17 protein-coding genes and 1 riboswitch are annotated in these 18,003 nt (G+C 49.7%); of the genes, 14 read left to right on the top strand and 3 right to left on the bottom strand.

Features of this window, described 5'->3' with window-relative positions; genetic code table 11:
* Positions 1 to 25: 25 nt before the first annotated feature.
* From LCH85_00370 to fabZ, 3 genes are all read right to left on the bottom strand, one after another.
* Positions 26 to 589, bottom strand: coding sequence for a hypothetical protein (locus LCH85_00370; GenBank protein MCA0350422.1), 564 nt, complete (start codon positions 587 to 589; stop codon positions 26 to 28).
* Between the two features lie 65 nt (positions 590 to 654).
* Entirely contained in the window at positions 655 to 1,386 is a 732-nt protein-coding gene (locus LCH85_00365) for a response regulator transcription factor (GenBank protein MCA0350421.1), read from the bottom strand.
* A 38-nt stretch (positions 1,387 to 1,424) separates the two neighbouring features.
* Positions 1,425 to 1,850: a 3-hydroxyacyl-ACP dehydratase FabZ gene (gene fabZ, locus LCH85_00360; GenBank protein MCA0350420.1), complete on the bottom strand. Its 426-nt coding sequence runs from the start codon at positions 1,848 to 1,850 to the stop codon at positions 1,425 to 1,427.
* 174 nt (positions 1,851 to 2,024) lie between these two features.
* Between fabZ and LCH85_00355 the strand changes: the two genes are divergently transcribed.
* From LCH85_00355 to LCH85_00290, 14 genes are all read left to right on the top strand, one after another.
* Positions 2,025 to 3,005, top strand: coding sequence for a polyprenyl synthetase family protein (locus LCH85_00355; protein MCA0350419.1), 981 nt, complete (start codon positions 2,025 to 2,027; stop codon positions 3,003 to 3,005).
* Positions 3,006 to 3,191: 186 nt separating this feature from the next.
* A complete protein-coding gene (locus LCH85_00350; protein ID MCA0350418.1) occupies positions 3,192 to 3,575 on the top strand; it encodes a hypothetical protein in 384 nt (127 codons plus the stop codon).
* 425 nt (positions 3,576 to 4,000) lie between these two features.
* Positions 4,001 to 5,650 (top strand): FAD-dependent oxidoreductase, encoded by a 1,650-nt coding sequence (locus LCH85_00345; GenBank protein ID MCA0350417.1) that lies wholly within the window; start codon positions 4,001 to 4,003, stop codon positions 5,648 to 5,650.
* A gap of 66 nt (positions 5,651 to 5,716) precedes the next feature.
* A complete protein-coding gene (locus LCH85_00340; protein MCA0350416.1) occupies positions 5,717 to 6,922 on the top strand; it encodes an FAD-binding oxidoreductase in 1,206 nt (401 codons plus the stop codon).
* A gap of 106 nt (positions 6,923 to 7,028) precedes the next feature.
* A riboswitch (SAM riboswitch) is annotated at positions 7,029 to 7,127 on the top strand.
* Between the two features lie 48 nt (positions 7,128 to 7,175).
* Positions 7,176 to 8,243, top strand: a complete 1,068-nt coding sequence (mtnA, locus tag LCH85_00335; protein MCA0350415.1) for an S-methyl-5-thioribose-1-phosphate isomerase — start codon at positions 7,176 to 7,178, stop codon at positions 8,241 to 8,243.
* Entirely contained in the window at positions 8,221 to 9,240 is a 1,020-nt protein-coding gene (locus LCH85_00330; GenBank protein MCA0350414.1) for a hypothetical protein, read from the top strand. Before mtnA ends, LCH85_00330 begins: the two co-directional genes overlap by 23 nt.
* 55 nt (positions 9,241 to 9,295) lie before the next feature.
* Positions 9,296 to 10,252 (top strand): carbohydrate kinase family protein, encoded by a 957-nt coding sequence (locus LCH85_00325; protein MCA0350413.1) that lies wholly within the window; start codon positions 9,296 to 9,298, stop codon positions 10,250 to 10,252.
* A gap of 113 nt (positions 10,253 to 10,365) precedes the next feature.
* Complete coding sequence (gene ahcY / locus LCH85_00320; protein MCA0350412.1) at positions 10,366 to 11,628, top strand: adenosylhomocysteinase; 1,263 nt, start codon at positions 10,366 to 10,368, stop codon at positions 11,626 to 11,628.
* A gap of 110 nt (positions 11,629 to 11,738) precedes the next feature.
* The gene (locus tag LCH85_00315) at positions 11,739 to 11,888 is read left to right on the top strand and encodes a hypothetical protein (protein MCA0350411.1); all 150 of its coding nucleotides are present in this window, start codon (positions 11,739 to 11,741) and stop codon (positions 11,886 to 11,888) included.
* Positions 11,889 to 11,956: 68 nt separating this feature from the next.
* Positions 11,957 to 13,174, top strand: coding sequence for a methionine adenosyltransferase (gene metK, locus LCH85_00310; GenBank protein MCA0350410.1), 1,218 nt, complete (start codon positions 11,957 to 11,959; stop codon positions 13,172 to 13,174).
* Between the two features lie 66 nt (positions 13,175 to 13,240).
* The gene (locus LCH85_00305) at positions 13,241 to 13,678 is read left to right on the top strand and encodes an N-acetyltransferase (GenBank protein MCA0350409.1); all 438 of its coding nucleotides are present in this window, start codon (positions 13,241 to 13,243) and stop codon (positions 13,676 to 13,678) included.
* Positions 13,679 to 13,800: 122 nt separating this feature from the next.
* Positions 13,801 to 14,175: a hypothetical protein gene (locus LCH85_00300; protein MCA0350408.1), complete on the top strand. Its 375-nt coding sequence runs from the start codon at positions 13,801 to 13,803 to the stop codon at positions 14,173 to 14,175.
* A gap of 124 nt (positions 14,176 to 14,299) precedes the next feature.
* Entirely contained in the window at positions 14,300 to 16,486 is a 2,187-nt protein-coding gene (locus LCH85_00295) for a M12 family metallo-peptidase (protein ID MCA0350407.1), read from the top strand.
* Between the two features lie 56 nt (positions 16,487 to 16,542).
* Entirely contained in the window at positions 16,543 to 18,003 is a 1,461-nt protein-coding gene (locus tag LCH85_00290) for a DNA photolyase family protein (protein ID MCA0350406.1), read from the top strand.

Below are 18,003 nucleotides of genomic sequence, written 5' to 3'. Positions count from 1 at the left end.
TTTATTGCGATAGCTGTCAGAGATGTTAAATTTTTCGTGCTTGGAGCCTTGCCTGCTCGCGCAAACGCTTGAGTGTAGCCACAAATGGATGATCATTCTTTTTAATATTGAGTGGGAAGACATACTGGCTCAAGATATCCGGTTTAATCGACCATGGCTGAGCATGCAGCATCCATGAAACCCCAGTATGTTGCTGTAACCAGTAAGATAAGCGCTGTTCACCTTCACCAAACGTTAAATAGTTATTGGCTCCATGGGCAACTAGGCGTAAATTCAGTTGCTCACTCAACAAACAGCCTAAACTCATGCGTAAGGTCGAACGGTTGGCCTTACCCGATACATGATCGGCCAAACGCTTACGCAAATGACGGGTACTGGTAGGATTATGGCCAGAGGGAGAAATTCCGATGTGCAGCAATGTCCAACCATCAACTTGCAAACAGCCTGCACCGGAAACTTGGGGCGGAAGCGTTTTGAACCACCAGCCATACAGCCCTGATTCTGCTGGAATGGCATCGGGTTGATCGATGAACGTTGCTACAGGCATAATCGTTGTAGGCTGCAACAATGGGAGCAATTGATCGTCCATACATCCTCACGTCATAAAAAATGCTCAATGCTTGGTCAAGGCATTGAGCATTTAATCAAAAGCTATTACTCGTCGTTCTTTTTCTTGAAATCGACGAAGCGATAGCCAACCCCACGTTCAGTCAAAATATAGTGTGGGTTAGCTGGATCTTCTTCGATTTTTTGGCGCAGATAGGTGACATACAGGCGTAAATAATGACTTTCGTCGCGATATTCTGGCCCCCAAACTTTGGCTAGCAAGGTTTCGTGGGGCATCACAAAGCCAGCATTTTGCACCAAATGATAGAGCAAACGGTATTCGGTTGGCCGCAAGCTGATCCGCTCACCATTGACCAAAACCTCGCGCCGATCAAAATCGACGGTCAAACGGTCGTCGATTTTGGTGGTCGAAACCGCTTGAGTTGGGGTCACATAATGGCGACGCAAGACCGCTCGCAAGCGGCTGACCAGCTCGCGATGGCTAAATGGCTTGCCAATATAATCATCAGCGCCAAGCTCCAAACCGCGAATCCGATCATCCTCTTCGTCTTTGGCAGTCAGAAAAATCACTGGAATCGACGAAAATTCACGTAAGCGGCGCAGGGTTTCATAGCCATCCAAGCCAGGCATCATAATATCCAGCAGCACCGCATCAGGCATATCTTCGCGCACTTTTTCCAGCGCTTTGCGGCCATTTTCGGCGCTAATTACGCGGCAACCCTCGGCTTCGAGATTAACGCGCATAAATGTGACTAAACGTGGTTCATCATCAACCACCAGAATGAGCTTATCTCGTAGCTCAACATTGAACGTATCCACAACAGACTCCTTCTGTAGGCGAATGTTTACGGCAATGCTTAATCAACAATTGCAAACATTAGCCCACCTTCGGCAACCACTGTGCCATCAACTGTGGCCTTGGCTTGGCCTTTGCCAATGCGGCGGCGCATTTTATCAAGGCTTACTTCTAATTTAAGTGTATCACCAGGCGTAACTGGGCGCTTGAAACGAAAATCATCGATCCCAGCAAACATCACAATTTTGCCAACATACTCGGGCTGACGCAAAATGATTACTGCACCGACTTGCGCCAGCGCTTCAACAATCAACACGCCTGGCATTACAGGCCGACCTGGAAAATGGCCCACGAAAAATGGCTCGTTCATCGTGACGTTTTTCAAACCCACTGCTCGCAGGCCATCTTCGATCTCTAAAATGCGGTCAACCAACAGAAATGGCGGGCGATGGGGCAAAATTGCCAAAATATCTTCAACGGTCAGCATTGCGTATACTCCTAGCGGCTTTCAAAACCTCTCACAAAGCTCTCAGATAGCCTAGGCCTTAGTGTAACCGAGCCTAAAGCCAGCGGCAAATCCGTTGACGCTAGGATCGTTTTCGGGTATGCTTTGCTGTACGCGATAACTTTCACAAAGACCGAATTTATTAGGAAGCGTGCTATGACGCACACATTAAAACAATTGGAAATCCCAAGCACGTTACGCCATGATCTGCAAGCCGTCGAAGATCGCATTATGCAGCGAGTCGAATCGCAATCGGCGCTGATCACGGCTGCTGGTCAACACATTGTTAGCTCTGGTGGCAAGCGTTTACGAGCCATGATGGTTCTGCTTGCATCGCAATTAGGGCGCTACCGTTTGAGCGATAGCTTGCATGCGGCAACTGCTGTCGAGTTGATTCATGCAGCCAGTTTGGTTCACGACGATTTAGTCGATGATGCCGACCGCCGCCGCGGCAAAGTTACCGTCCATGCCAAATGGGATCAAGGCGTAGCATTGATGGTTGGTGATTACCTGTTTGCGGTGGCTGCTGGCGAAATGGCACTAGCTCCCGATCCACGTGTAATTCAGATTTTCGCCGAATCGGTTATGACGATTTCAGCCTCTGAATTACACCCCGTCATGGCCACGCTCCCAACGGCAACAGCCCTCGAACAATATTATGCCAAAATTGGTGGCAAAACTGCCGCCCTATTTGAAGCCGCTGCCGCCGCTGGGGTGGTTTGTGGTGGTGGCAGCCCCGAAGAAATTGAGGCCGCCGCGCGTTATGGCTACGATATTGGCTTAGCCTTCCAAATTGTCGATGATATTCTCGATTTCGTCAGCACCGAGGAAACCCTCGGCAAGCCTGCCGGCAACGATTTACGCGAAGGCACCATTACCTTGCCTTTGATCTTGGCAGTCAAAGATCATCATGAGCATCCTTTGGTCAACTTGCTTGATCAATATGAACAACTCAGTGATGAGCAAGTTGTTCAAGCAATTAGTCAAGTGAAGCAGCTTGGTGGCATCGATCAAGCGATTGCCCAAGCCCGTGAGATTACCCAACGTGGCTTAGCAGCACTCGATATCTTCCCGCCATCAGCCGCTAAAGAGCTGCTGCGTGAAATCGCCGATTACGTGCTCGATCGTCACTTCTAAAATTCATCACGATTCCTTGCTCCTCGAAACCCTGTTGCATTGCAGCAGGGTTTTGTAGTACTCAAAATGTTTGTCTCAAATAGTGCTCGGAAGATCCATTTCTCATCCATTTTGATGTTATATGCTATCGATATGGATATGAAATTAAGATCCAGTGCTGAATCATCCTAGCATGTTGGAACCTCAATGAACAAACAAATACTGTGGCGTGGAATCGCGATACTTTTATTACTCAACGCATGTTCAACGCGTGAACCAATGCGGACAACAATGCCCAAAATTATCTATCCAAACTCAGCCGAGTTCGCTATGGATGTTACACCGCTTGCTTTAAACGAGCATGGTCGGATAATTAGCTATATAACTGACCTTAGCAATGCTGAAATTATTCAATATTATGTAAATGAATCAGATGCTGCAGGGTGGAATCATTTGGTCATTATGGAGCCAAATCGGAGTATAGAGTTAGCCTCATTGAAATGTCCAGTTCTGGGGATGAGCGTGCTGATTACACCAACGGTAACCTTCACACAGGTTTCGCTTCAATTCAGCGAAGAAGATTGTATTTAATTTGGGCAGCATATTAATTACTTTGGATACATTGGATAACCTACTAAACCTTCTATGCTTTACTTTAGGAACCAGTAGCATGAACTTGATATGGGTGACCCATATCAAGTTCCGTCTATGAATTCGGGGCTTTTTCACAAGATTCTCATTGATAGAATTTCTGATGCTACTGATTAAAATGCCAATCTCAATCAAAATATTCTCCCTTGCTTCGTTATAAATGAGATGCTCTAAGTAGCGAATTGGTACGCTTTCGCCAACCATCTAATCACCTATTTTAGCGGCAAACGTTTTATGATTGAATTTGATGCTGGCTTGCTCATCCGCTGCCCACAACCTGTTGTGAAGAATGTAACAAAATCGCTGCAAGCTGCATCAATTAATTAAGTAGCAATCGATGTTGCCATTTAAATTTGAGGCTTGTGATGAAAATTGTGATTATCGGCGGGGTCGCTGCTGGCATGAGTGCCGCCACCCGCCTGCGTCGGCTCGACGAACATGCCGAGATTGTGGTGTTGGAACGCGGTGAGTATGTTTCGTATGCCAATTGTGGTTTGCCCTACCATATCGCTGGCACAATCGCCGAGCGCGAAAAGCTCTTAGTTGCCAGTCCTGAATATCTGCGCCAAACCTTTAATCTCGATCTACGCTTACAACACGAAGTGATCGCCATCGATCCTCAGCAAAAAACCGTGACGATCAAAACACCGCAACAGCCCACGCCAATTCAAGAGCGCTACGATAAATTGTTGATTGCGGTTGGCAGCCAAGCCCTGCAATTGCCGATTCCTGGCAGCGATTTGCCGCAAATTCACACAGTTCGCACAATACCTGATGTTGATCAAATCAATCAATTATTGGCTGATGGCGCACGCCATGCAGTGGTCATTGGTGCTGGCTACATTGGGCTCGAAATGATCGAGGCGTTGCAACAACGTGGCCTAACCGTCGAGTTAGTTGAGCTGGCCAAACAAGTTTTGCCCTTATTCGATCATGAGATGGTCAGTGAAGTTGCTGATTTGCTGCAACAACATGGGGTTAAATTGCACCTTGGGGCCAGTGCTCAACGCTTTGTGCCAACCAATCAGCAAATCGCTGTACATCTCAGCGATGGGCGGCAAATTAAAACCGATCTGGTGATTATGGCGGTTGGCGTGCGGCCATCCAGTCAATTAGCCCAAGCCGCAGGCCTGACGCTTGGCGAACGTGGTGGCATTGCCGTCAACCAGTATCTGCAAACCTCCGACTCAGCGATTTATGCTGCTGGCGATGTGATTGAAGTGCAAGATACCGTGTTGCAACAACCAGCCTTGATTGCGCTGGCAGGGCCGGCTAACCGCCAAGGCCGCATCGTGGCGGAGCATATGCTTGGGCGCAGCAGTCGCTATCATTCCAGCCAAGGCACGGCGATCGTCAAAGTGCATACAACCACTTGTGCCATGACCGGAGCCTCGGAAAAGAGCCTGCAACGCGCCCAACGCGCCTATCACAAAATCTATTTGCACCCCAATGATCACGCGGGCTACTACCCCGATGCCCAACAAATGCATCTTAAATTGTTGTTTGCCCCTGCCGATGGCAGAATTTTAGGGGCACAAATTGTTGGTGGCGCTGGCGTGGATAAACGCATCGATGTATTAGCGACGGCAATTCGCGCCAAAATGAGTGTCCACGATTTGACCGAGCTTGAATTGGCCTATGCGCCGCCCTATGGCTCGGCCAAAGATCCCATTAACATGGCCGGATTTTTGGCTAGCAACCTGCTCGATGGCACGGTGAAATTCTGGTATGCCGAGGAATATCCCGCGATCACCGAGCATGCGCTGATAGTTGATGTGCGCAACCCTGATGAATATGCAGCGTGGCACATTCCGCAAGCAATAAATCTGCCGCTGGCTGAACTTCGCGCCGCGATTCCGAGCCTCAAAGCTCAAGCCGAAGGGCGGCCAATTCGCTTACACTGTATGGTTGGCATGCGCAGCTACATCGCCTACCGGATTTTGCGCCAAAGCGGCTTTGCGAATGTCGCGACATTGGCTGGTGGCGCACTGACATTGAAGGCATTTGGTCATTAGCCGTTTCAGCGGCATAACCCTTGCTCAAAACTTGCCCAAAGCGCACATATCAGGAGCAGCCAAACAATGGATTTACATAGCGGGTATCCATTTTGGGCAGTTAAAAATGGTTTATTAAATATCTACCCTCGTTTGCAGAACGATTTAACTTGTGAGGTTGTGGTGATTGGCGGCGGCATTAGCGGAGCGCTGATCGCTCACTACCTCAGCGAGGCCAATATCGATACGGTGGTGCTGGAAAAACGCGAGCTTGCTGGGGGCAGCACCAGCGCCAGCACCGCCTTATTGCAATATGAAATCGATACACCATTGACTGAATTGGTCAATTTGGTTGGCGAGCAACAGGCAGTTCGCGCCTATCACCTATGTCGCGAGGCAATTGATAAGGTTGCCGATCTAGCTCAAAAGGTCGGTGTAGCAGACCATTTTTCATACAAAACTAGTTTATATCTCGCTAGTAGTCGCTGGCATGTTAAACAATTGCGCCAAGAATTTGAATTACGTCAAGCCAATGGCTTCAAACTCGATTTGCTCGACAAAGCCGCAATTGGCGAACGGTTTAGTTTTACTGCTCCGGCGGCGCTATATTCCTACAATGCTGGCGAGGTTGATGCCTTTCAACTAGCCCATGCACTTTTCAAGCAGTCAGCGCAACGTGGCGTACAAATTTTTGATCGTACAGCAGCCAAAGAATGGCAAAGCAACAGCGATGGTGTAACCGTCACCACCGAAACAGGCTATCGCATTCATGCCAAATATCTGATTTTGGCGGCGGGTTATGAAGCGCAACACTATATCAAGCCCAAGTTGGTGAAATTTCGCAGCAGCTATGCGCTGGCAAGCGAGCCATTAACCGATTTTAGTGGCTGGTATGAACGATGCTTGATTTGGGAAAGCGCCCGCCCATATGTCTACTTGCGCACCACCAGCGAAGGCCGCGCCATCATCGGCGGCGAAGATGATCAGATTGATCTGCCTGCCAAGCGCGATGCATTACTCGAACGCAAAGCCGCCAAATTAACCAAGCGCTTTAATCAATTTTTTCCGCATATCCCCTTACATGTCGATTATCGCTGGGCTGGTACCTTTGGCGAAACCAAGGATGGCCTGCCCTACATCGATAATTTGCCCGATCAGCCCCGGATTTTGCTGGCGCTGGGTTATGGCGGCAATGGCATCACCTATAGCGTGGTCGCCGCCGAACTGTTGCGCGATCGCATCTGTCAACGAGCCAATCCCGATGCAGCGATCTTTCGGCTTGATCGCAATTGAGCCAACTTGGGCAACCTGCCCAAACCGCGCTAAAAGCCATTTGTCACAAGCAATTGACTATGCTATAATCGCCTACCGAACTGTGGAATATCAGTGAATAAGCGATCTCTCATCGAGATGGGCAGAGGGACTGGCCCGACGAAGCCCGGCAACCCCATTATTTGGAAGGTGCCAAATCCTGCAGGTTCGGCCTGATAGATGAGTTTGAGCATGCGGGCCTCTCTCTGAGAGGTTTTTTTGTGTAATGCAACCAATGGCTGAAGTACTCAAAACTGTTTGGTGGGATGAAGTTCCCTGTTTGATCGACCAACGTCTTTTGCCAGCAACGCTGGATATTGTGCGTTGTGAGGATTTAAATAGCGTAATTGAGGCGATTCGCTCAATGCAAGTGCGAGGCGCTCCAGCAATCGGCATCACGGCAGCCTATGGCATGGCCTTGGCCGCTCAACGTAGCACAGCCCAAACCAGCAGTAAATTGCTCGAAAAACTAGCTAAAGCCAAAGCGCTGCTTGATGCCGCTCGACCTACGGCCATCAATTTAGCTTGGGCCACGCAGCGCATGCTCAACGTAGCGCAGGCCAATCAAACGCTTGAGATTGATCAATTACGCCAGCGTTTGTTGGCTGAAGCCGAGGCAATTCGCGACCAAGACGAGGCTATGTGTCGGGCAATCGGCCAGCATGGCAAAGCACTCTTGGCGCAATCGCACAATGTGCTGACCCACTGTAACGCTGGTGGTTTAGCCACGGCAGCCTATGGCACGGCGCTCGCACCAATTCGCGCAGTCCATGAGGATGGTCAGCCAATTCATGTTTGGGTCGATGAAACACGGCCCTTTTTGCAAGGGGCACGCCTCACCGCGTGGGAATTGCAACAGGCAGGCATCGATTTAACTTTAATCACTGATAACATGGCCGCTTATTTTATGCAGCAAGGCCAGGTTGATTGTATTATTGTTGGCTCGGATCGGATTGCGGCGAATGGCGATGTTGCCAACAAAATTGGCACCTATGGGCTAGCAGTGTTGGCCAAAGCGCACAATATTCCACTGTATGTTGCTGCGCCGACATCAACCATTGATTTGCAGACCGCCGATGGCGCGGCAATTCCAATCGAACAACGTTCAACCCAAGAAGTAACCCATATTGGGCAACAGGCAATTGCGGCAGCAGGCATTAAGGTGGCGCATCCGGCTTTTGATGTGACTCCAGCCCATTTGGTAACGGCAATTATTACCGAACAAGGCATTGCGTACCCGCCCTTTGCCGAACAATTACAAACCATGGTTGAGGCTGCCAATGCCGCCAACACTGGCAAGTGAGTTTCGCTGTCAAGCGATTGCACCATTTGATCTGCCCTATACCAATCAGGCAAGTGCATGGGCGGCCCAAATGCGTTGGACTCAGGGCTATCCGATTGCCCCAACCTTTGTTGCGCAGCCCTTATGGCGCTTGAGCACCCATGGTTTTCCTGGCTTGAACAGCGACCCACACTTCGATCTAGCCCAGCTCGAACGCCAGCTTGAAGCCCATCAATTGGCCTATCTCGAAAATACGGTTGGGCATGTGGCAGTTGACAGCGTTGAACAATTGCTTGATCATACGCCATGGCTTAATGATCGTCAGTTGTTGCCGCAAGCTTTAGGTTTTGGTTTATATGGGCCGTTGAGTTTAGGCCTAACGCTTATCGATGACCAAGAACGCCCTTTATTGGCCGATCAACGCTTGCGCGAGGTCTTGACACAACATTTACACTTACGGATTGGTTGGCTAGCACGCGAATTGCGCATCCACGATATCCAAGGTTGGGTCTGTTTGATTGAGCCATTTTGGAATGCCCAAGCGCACCCATTTAGCTCGATCAGCCAAGCTGAAGCCTATAGTTTGCTGGCTGAAACCATTCAACATAGCCCAATTGCTTGTGGCATTGCGCCAACTGGTTCAGCTGTCGATTGGCCTTTGTTGATCAATAGCGGCATGCGGGTGTTGGTGTGCAGCAAAGAGCAACGCCAAGATTTGCTGGCTTGTGGCAAGTGTATCAATGATTATTTAGAAAGTGGCGGAGCGATTATTTGGGAATGTTTGCCCAGTGATCCCGCCCAACTGGCTGAAATTCAGGTCAGTGATGTCGTCAACGAATGGACTGAATTATTACGTGAAGCACTCGATCACGATATACTCAACAGTCGCATGCTTGATGGCTCGTTATTAACTATCGCGCATGGTCTCGCTCAACACGAGCCAAGCCATGCCGATCACGCACTTGGCCTGTTGGCCGAGGTTAGCCGCGTCATTCGGACGCACTATAAATTGCAGTGAGCGCTGCTATCCACGTAGCATAGCAGCGGTATCGTTCTCATATAGGAGTTTGTTCGTGCGGATTGTTGTAGCTGGATCAATTGCCTACGATTACATCATGGTGTTTCCTGGGCAATTCAAAGATCATATTTTGGCCGATAAAGTTCACGTGTTAAGCGTGAGCTTCTTGGTAGAATCAATGAAGCGCATGCGTGGCGGCACTGGGCCAAATATTGCCTATAACTTGGCTTTGCTTGGCGAACGCCCCACGGTTATGGGCACAGTTGGCGAAGATTTCAGCGAATATCGCACTTGGCTCGAAAACGCTGGGGTCGATACCGGTTTGATCAAAGTGATCGAAGGTGATTTTACGGCTTCGTGCTTTATCAACACCGACCTTTCCGATAACCAAATTACCGCCTTCTACCCTGGTGCGATGGCGCAAGCTCATCGCCAACGCTTGCCACTCGACGGGCATCGCCCCGATTTCGTGATTATCGCTCCAAACGATCCGGCTGCCATGGCGCAACTAGTGATCGAATGCCAAACCAACAATATTCCCTACTTGTATGACCCAAGCATGCAAGCACCCCGCATGAACGGCCCAGAATTGCTGGCAGGCTGTCGCAGCGCCGCAGCGTTGATCGGCAACGATTATGAATTTGCCATGATGGCAGAAAAAATTGGCTGCACTGAGGAAGAATTGCATCAAGTCGTTGGCCTAACGGTTGTTACCAAAGGCGGCGAAGGTGCTACAATCTACCAAAATGGCCAAGTTTATGAGATTCCAGCGGCTAAGCCCACAATTGTGGCTGACCCGACTGGAGCAGGCGATGCATTCCGCGCCGGATTTGTGCGAGGTTACTTGGCAGGCTTGCCGATGCCAGTTACCGGTCGGATCGCCAGCTTGACGGCTTGTTATGCCATCGAGCATCACGGTACGCAAGAACATCGCCACACCAAAGCCGAATTCATGGCTCGCTATGAAGCAAACTTTGGAGCCGAACCACTCTTAGCTGAATTATTTGGCTAAGTTCAACTATGGTCATGTCAGTAATGCTGCTTCGGTAGCTTACGATTCAGGTATTCAGGGGTGCGGTTCATCCTTCATCCCTCTGCCTTCATACTTTTATTAAGGAGTTTTTCGTGGCTAAGGATTTCGATATTAAGGATATTAAGCTGGCCGACGAAGGCATGCGCCGCATCGCCTGGGCCGAGCAAGAAATGCCAGTCTTGCGCCAATTGCGCGAACGGTTCAGCAAAGAACGTCCACTTGAAGGCATCAAAATGTCGGCATGTTTGCACGTTACCGCTGAAACCGCTAACTTGATGCGTGCGCTCCAAGCTGGTGGCGCTGATATTGTGTTGGCAGCTTCAAACCCACTTTCAACCCAAGACGATGTTGCCGCAGCGCTGGTGCAATACGACGAAATCCCCGTCTATGCCATCAAGGGAGAAGATAACGCAACCTATTACAATCACTTAAAAGCTGCTCTCGACCACGCTCCTCACATCACCATGGATGATGGTGCCGACCTCGTGAGCGCCGTGTTGAAAGATCGCCGCGAATTGTTGCCAAACTTGATTGGCTCAACCGAAGAAACCACCACCGGTGTGATTCGCTTGCGGGCTATGGCCAACCAAGGCGTGCTCGAATTCCCAGTGATCGCAGTCAACGACAGCCAAACCAAGCACTTGTTTGACAACCGCTATGGCACTGGCCAATCAACCCTCGACGGGATCATCCGCGCAACCAATGTGTTGATCGCTGGTAAAACCGTGGTTGTGGCTGGTTACGGCTGGTGTTCAAAAGGCATCGCAATGCGTGCCCATGGTCTCGGCGCGAACGTGATTGTTACCGAAATCGATTCAATCAAGGCGCTCGAAGCTGCAATGGACGGCTTCCGCGTGATGCCAATGGTTGATGCAGCTCGCATTGGCGACATCTTCATCACCGCAACTGGCGATATTCACGTGCTTGACGGCGAAGATTTCGCTGCAATGAAAGATGGCGCGATTGTTTGTAACTCAGGCCACTTCAATGTTGAAATCGATATTCCAGCTTTGGAAAAAATGGCAGTTGAAAAGAAACAACCTCGCCAATTCATCGATCAATACGTTATGGCCGATGGTCGCCGCATCAACTTGTTGGGCGAAGGCCGCTTGATCAACTTGGCTTCGGCTGAAGGTCACCCAAGCGCCGTGATGGATCAATCATTCGCCAACCAAGCTTTGGCCAGCGAATATCTCTTGACCAACAAAGGCAAGTTGGAAAACAAAGTATATGCCTTGCCAGTAGAAGTTGACCAAGAAATTGCTCGTTTGAAGCTTGCAGCAATGGGTATCAGCATCGATATCTTGACCGAAGCTCAAGTAACCTACCTCAACTCATGGGAAGAAGGCACCTAGTCTAATCCCGCCGTTGCGGTATAAACCTGAAGTATCAACTGCGATACAATCCAGTAGCAGAATTGGGTTTAGTAATCAACCCAATTCTGCTACATCACAATAGAGAACTTATGAAAGAATTTCCATCCGAATCTGAGGTCAGCGAATCTGAAAATGTTTGGAATATTTTACAAACATTGATTGGTAGCTTAACTATGCCCGAGGATTGGTCAGAAAATCATCAACAGTACCTCTATGGTGATCCAGAATATACTGATTAAACCCCTATTTACTTTTGAAGAGTGTTTGGATACAACCTGCACATATTGCTGCTAGGAGATAAAACTCAATGGATGCAACAACATTTATGCGTGCTCCACAGTTCTTCTTCACCTCAGAATCGGTGACTGAAGGACACCCCGATAAAATTTGTGACCAAGTTTCTGATGCGATCTTGGATGAATTGTTGGCCCAAGACCCAATGTCGCGGGTGGCTTGCGAAACCGCTACCACCACGGGTTTGATCGTCGTTCTCGGTGAAGTTACCACCAAGGGCTACGTCGAAGTCCAAGATATTGTGCGCAAAGTCGTCAGCGATATCGGCTACACCCGTGGTAAGTTTGGCTTCGATGCCGAAACCTGTGGGATTATCGTCGCCTTGCACGGTCAATCGCCCGACATCGCTCAAGGCGTTGACGTGGCTTTGGAAGTGCGCGATGATCAAGCTAGCCGCGAAGCTGAAATCGAAAAAGTTGGCGCTGGTGATCAAGGTATGGTGTTTGGGTTCGCTTGTAACGAAACCGATGAATTTATGCCTTTGACGATTTCATTGGCGCACCAATTGACCCGCCGCTTGGCCAAAGTGCGCAAAACTGGCGAAGTTGGCTACTTACGCCCCGACGGCAAGAGCCAAGTAACCGTCGAATATAGCCACGGCAAGCCTGTGCGCGTCGATACCGTGTTGATCTCAACCCAGCACGATCCCAACGTCGATAACGAGCGGATTCACAAGGATGTGATCGAATTAGTGATCAAGCCTGTAATTCCTGAAGGCATGCTTGACGAAAACACCAAGATTTTCATCAACCCAACTGGGCGCTTTGTCACTGGTGGCCCAATGGGCGATTCAGGTTTGACTGGCCGCAAAATCATCGTTGACACCTACGGCGGGGTTGCTCGCCACGGTGGCGGCGCTTTCTCAGGCAAAGATTCAACCAAGGTTGACCGCTCAGCTGCCTATGCTGCTCGCTACGTTGCCAAAAACATCGTGGCTGCTGGCTTGGCAGAACGCTTTGAATTGCAAGTCAGCTATGCAATCGGCGTTTCAAAGCCGCTTTCAATCTCGTTTGAAACCTTTGGTACCGCCAAAGTCAGCGACGAAAAATTGTTGGAACTGATCAACAAACACTTTGATTTGCGCCCAGGTGCGATCATCCGTGATCTTGATCTGCGCCGCCCAATCTATCGCCAAACCGCTGCCTACGGTCACTTTGGCCGTGCTGACATCGATTTGCCATGGGAACGCACCGACAAAGCCGAATTGCTTCGCGCTGAAGCTGGCCTGTAAATTTTATCAATATCTACCGAGAGCTACCTGCAAAATGGTAGCTCTTGGCATTTTAGGAGCCGAAAGATGCAGATTCGACCTGAAACCAGCGCCGATTTGGCCGCCATTACGAAAATCAATCAAGCAGCCTTTGGGCGTGATGGCGAGGCCGATTTAGTTATTGCATTACGTCAAGCAACTACCACAATCTCGTTAGTAGCTGAGCTTGATGGCCAGCTTGTTGGGCATATTCTGTTTAGCCCTGTACAATATGATCAAGCGCCAAGCTACATCAAGATTTGGGGTTTGGGGCCATTAGCGGTGTTACCAAGCCACCAACGCACAGGTATTGGCGCGGCTTTGGTCAAGGCTGGGCTTGAGGTTTGTCGTCAGGCAGCAATTCAGGCCTTGGTTGTCTTGGGCGGGCCAGAGTATTATCAACGGTTTGGCTTTCAGCCTGCTGCCAACTGGCACTTACGCTGCCATTATCCCGTCGATGTCAAGTTTTTATGGCGATGGAATTAGTTGATAGGACATTAGTAGATTTAGATGGTACAATTTCATATCATCCAGCCTTTGACGCAGTATAACTTGTAACCTTGAGCCAACACTACCGTAGCAAATCCAAACAATATGGGAGAATGTTTATGGAGACAGCTTTTTTAGGCATCATGCTGGCAATTATTGGCCTGATCATCGCAAGTCAATTAGCCTATCTATCAAAAAAGGATGAGGCTAAACAGCAGTCAAAACAACGCTACCAACAAGCATTGCACCAAGCGCGTAAAAATCCTCAAGATCCAAGATCAGAAAACACAGCCAGCTTGTATAGAAAGCGTTACATAGAACTGCTTGAAGCAGAACAACGCCAACGATTGCGTAATGAGCAGCCAATTTCTAAAGATATTGAAACTGAAATCGCTCAGGTTAAACAACTTGCAGCGATCACGAGCCGCAAACCTAACCAAAACCCAACTTCATATGCTGAATGGCAACAGCAAAACCAGCCTAACAATCATTAAATAAACTCCTGAAACCATCCGTTGTGGGTGGTTTTATTGTTTAACAGCATCTTGGCTCAGCTTGCTTTAACACCTATTAATTAATTGTATAATGGGCCATGCTGTTTTGTGGAAAGGAATACCTATGCGTCTTGGTCGTTCATGGATGATCATCGTTGCAGTTATGATCATTGCGCTGCTCAGTGTAATCACTGCAACCGCCATGGTCAGCCCCAGCGTCAGCTCATCGGATGGGCTTTGGCAGAATGTTGATCAACAGGACATTCAACAAAAAGGCTCACGCGAAATCATTCCAGTAGTGTATCGCACGGTCGCCTTGGATCTTGATTTATTACAACAACACTTACGTCAAGTGCCGCAAGAAACCCAAACCAAGGTACAAAAATCTGGCTTCATGTTAGATTTACCGCTACCAGATGGCCAATTTGGCAAATTTCGCGTTGTCGAATCACCAATTATGGCCCCTGAATTAGCCGCCAAGTTTCCCGAAATTCGCACCTTCTTGGCCCAATCAGTCGATCAGCCGTCAACCAGCGCTCGGCTTGATATTACGCCACGCGGCTTTCATGGCATGATCTTGAGCGAATCAGGTCGGATCTTTATCGATCCCTATAGCCGCAATGATACGGCTAACTATATTGTGTACGATGCTCGCAATTTTGTGGCCGACCCCAGCAAATTGGCCGAACGCACTGGCAACGATTATGAGCCAAATCCATTGGGGAACCCATCATCGATCATTCCTGAACGCTACTCGATTGGCGAAACCTTGCGCACCTATCGCTTGGCCATGGCCGCAACTGGCGAATACACCACCTTCCACGGTGGCACGGTCAACGGCGCGATGGCGGCAATCGTCACCAGCATGAATCGGGTTAACGGGATCTACGAACGAGATCTTTCAGTACGTATGCAATTAATCGCCAACAATGATCTGATCGTCTATACCAATGGCAGCACCGACCCCTACACCAACAACAGTGGTGGCACGATGCTTGGCCAAAACCAAACCAACTTGACCAATGTGATTGGCGGGGCCAACTATGATATTGGCCACGTATTCAGCACTGGCGGTGGTGGGGTTGCTACCTTACAATCAGTCTGTTCATCAGGCAGCAAAGCACGTGGGGTAACTGGCTCAGGCTCACCAGTCGGCGATGCCTTCGATGTCGATTATGTCGCGCACGAAATCGGTCACCAATTTGGTGGTCTTCACACCTTCAACGGCACAACTGGCAGTTGTGGCGGCAGTAATCGCTCCAGTAGCGCTGCTTACGAGCCAGGTAGTGGCACAACCATTATGGCCTATGCCGGGATTTGTGGCTCGGAAAACTTGCAACCAAACAGCGACTTCGACTTCCACGTCAAGAGCTTAGAAGAAATTTCAGCCTTCATCACGACTGGCGGCGGCGCAACCTGTGGCACAACTCAATCCACTGGCAATACCCCACCGGTGGCCAATGCAGGCAGCGATTACACTATCCCAGCCAATACGCCATTCGAATTGACTGCCAGTGCTAACGATACTGAAGATAACGGCCTAACCTACGATTGGGAACAATACGATTTGGGAGCGGCCTCACCACCGAACACCGATAATGGCAATCGCCCCATCTTCCGTAGCTTCAATTCAACCGCCAGCAATGTGCGTACCTTGCCAAAACTGAGCGATATTTTGAACAATACCACGACGATTGGCGAATCGTTGCCAACTACTAACCGTAACCTGACCTTCCGCTTGACCGTGCGTGATAACCACGCTGGAGCTGGTGGTTATGGCTTGGATACGGCAGTGCTGACCGTCAACAACACTGCTGGACCATTCTTGGTAACTGCACCCAATACGGCGATTGCTTGGACAGGTGGCGCGAACGAGTCGGTCACGTGGAATGTGGCCAATACCACCGCTGCGCCAATTAGCTGTGCCAATGTTGATATTTTGCTCTCAAAAGATGGCGGCACGAGCTTTGAAACCTTGCTCAGCAACACACCCAACGATGGCGATGAAACGGTGGTTGCGCCAAATGTGAATGCTGCTGCGGCGCGGATCAAAGTGCGCTGTGCTAACAATATCTTCTTTGATATTTCTAACGCCAACTTTACGATCAACGGGGTTAACATCACGCCAACCCCAGTTACCCCGACTAACACGCCAACCAATACCCCCACTCGCACGCCAACCAATACCCCAACTCAAACCGCAACGGCGACCCCAACAGCTAGCCCAACTGTCAGTGTTACGCCAACGGCGAGCGTTACGCCAACCCCTGAGAACTATAGCGTTTATCTGCCTGTCGCAATCAAAAATTAAACCATCCATTGCCCCAGTTGTACGTAGTATGCTGCGTACAACTGGGGAGTTTTTTTATGCCTGTGATTTGTTGGTTCCGCCGCGACTTACGATTAACCGATCATCGCGCCTTGTATGCCGCTGCCGAAGCCAGTGCTGGGGCGGTTATTCCAGTCTTTATTTTGGATGATGCGATTCTGCACGATGGCTATGTTGGAGCAGCCCTGACCGCCGTAACTCTTGCCATGCTCGAAGCGCTCGATCACGATTTGCAGCAGCGAGGCAGTCGTTTGATTGTGCGCCATGGCCAGCCGCTAGCCGAATTGCAACGCCTCGTGAGCGAAACCCACGCCAGCGGCGTATATTGGAATCGCGATTATTTGCCTTATGCGATCAAGCGTGATAGCGCAGTTAAGCACTGGTTGCGCGAACAAGGCTTGCAAGCCCATTCGTTTCACGATAGCGTTTTAGTTGAGCCAGAGGGGCTAAAAACCAAAACCGAGCAAAAGCCCTATTTGGTCTATGGATCATATGTCAAGCGCTGGAGTGAATTAGCCTATCACCAAGCTGAGCAACTTGTGCCTGCCCCAAGTAAACTTGTAGCGCCGCCAAGCGATTTGGCGAGTTTGCCAATTCCAACCGTTGCTGATTTGGGCTTCGATTTGCAGCAAACGATTCCACAGGTTGGCGAACCAATTGCCCAGCAACGCTTGGCGCAGTTTTTTGACCGTCGGCGGAAGCTTTCGGTGCTCAAGTATGCCGAAGCCCGCGAAGTACCTGCCGAGGCCGGAACCTCGCAAATTTCGGTTGATTTGCGCATGGGCACGATTTCGATTCGCCAATGTTTGAAACAGGCTGTCGATCTGCTGACCGAGCCATTAACCGCTGAACAGCGCCAAGGAGTCGATACCTGGATCAAAGAATTAGCTTGGCGCGATTACTACACCCAATTGATCTACCACAACCCGCATATGCTCAACGGCTCGCTCGATCCACGCTACGATCAGATTGAATGGCGCAATGATCCCGCTGAATTTGCGGCGTGGCAACAAGGCCAAACCGGTTATCCAATTGTTGATGCAGGCCAGCGCCAACTCAACCAAATGGCGTGGATGCATAATCGAGTGCGCATGATCAGCGCCTCATTTTTGATCAAAGATTTACTGATTGATTGGCGTTGGGGTGAGCGCTATTTTATGCAGCAGCTCTGCGATGGCGACCCGACCGCCAATAATGGTGGTTGGCAGTGGGCAGCAGGTTCAAGTGGACCATCCGCCCAACCCTATTTTCGCATTTTCAATCCAATTGCCCAGAGCAAAAAGCACGACCCAAACGGCCAGTATATTCGGCGATTTGTGCCCGAATTGGCTAACGTGCCCAATCGCTATATTCATGAGCCATGGACGATGCCACCAGCCTTGCAAGAACATGTTGGCTGTGTGATTGGGCGCGATTATCCTGCGCCGCTGGTTGAACATAGTTTCGCCCGTGAACGCACACTGGCAGCCTATCGCACAGCCCTGCAAACCAACGATTAA

This window comes from Chloroflexota bacterium, from assembly GCA_020161265.1.
Taxonomy (GTDB): domain Bacteria; phylum Chloroflexota; class Chloroflexia; order Chloroflexales; family Herpetosiphonaceae; genus Herpetosiphon.
Note: the sequence above shows the minus strand (reverse complement) of the source record. Positions and strands in the feature narration are given on the sequence as shown.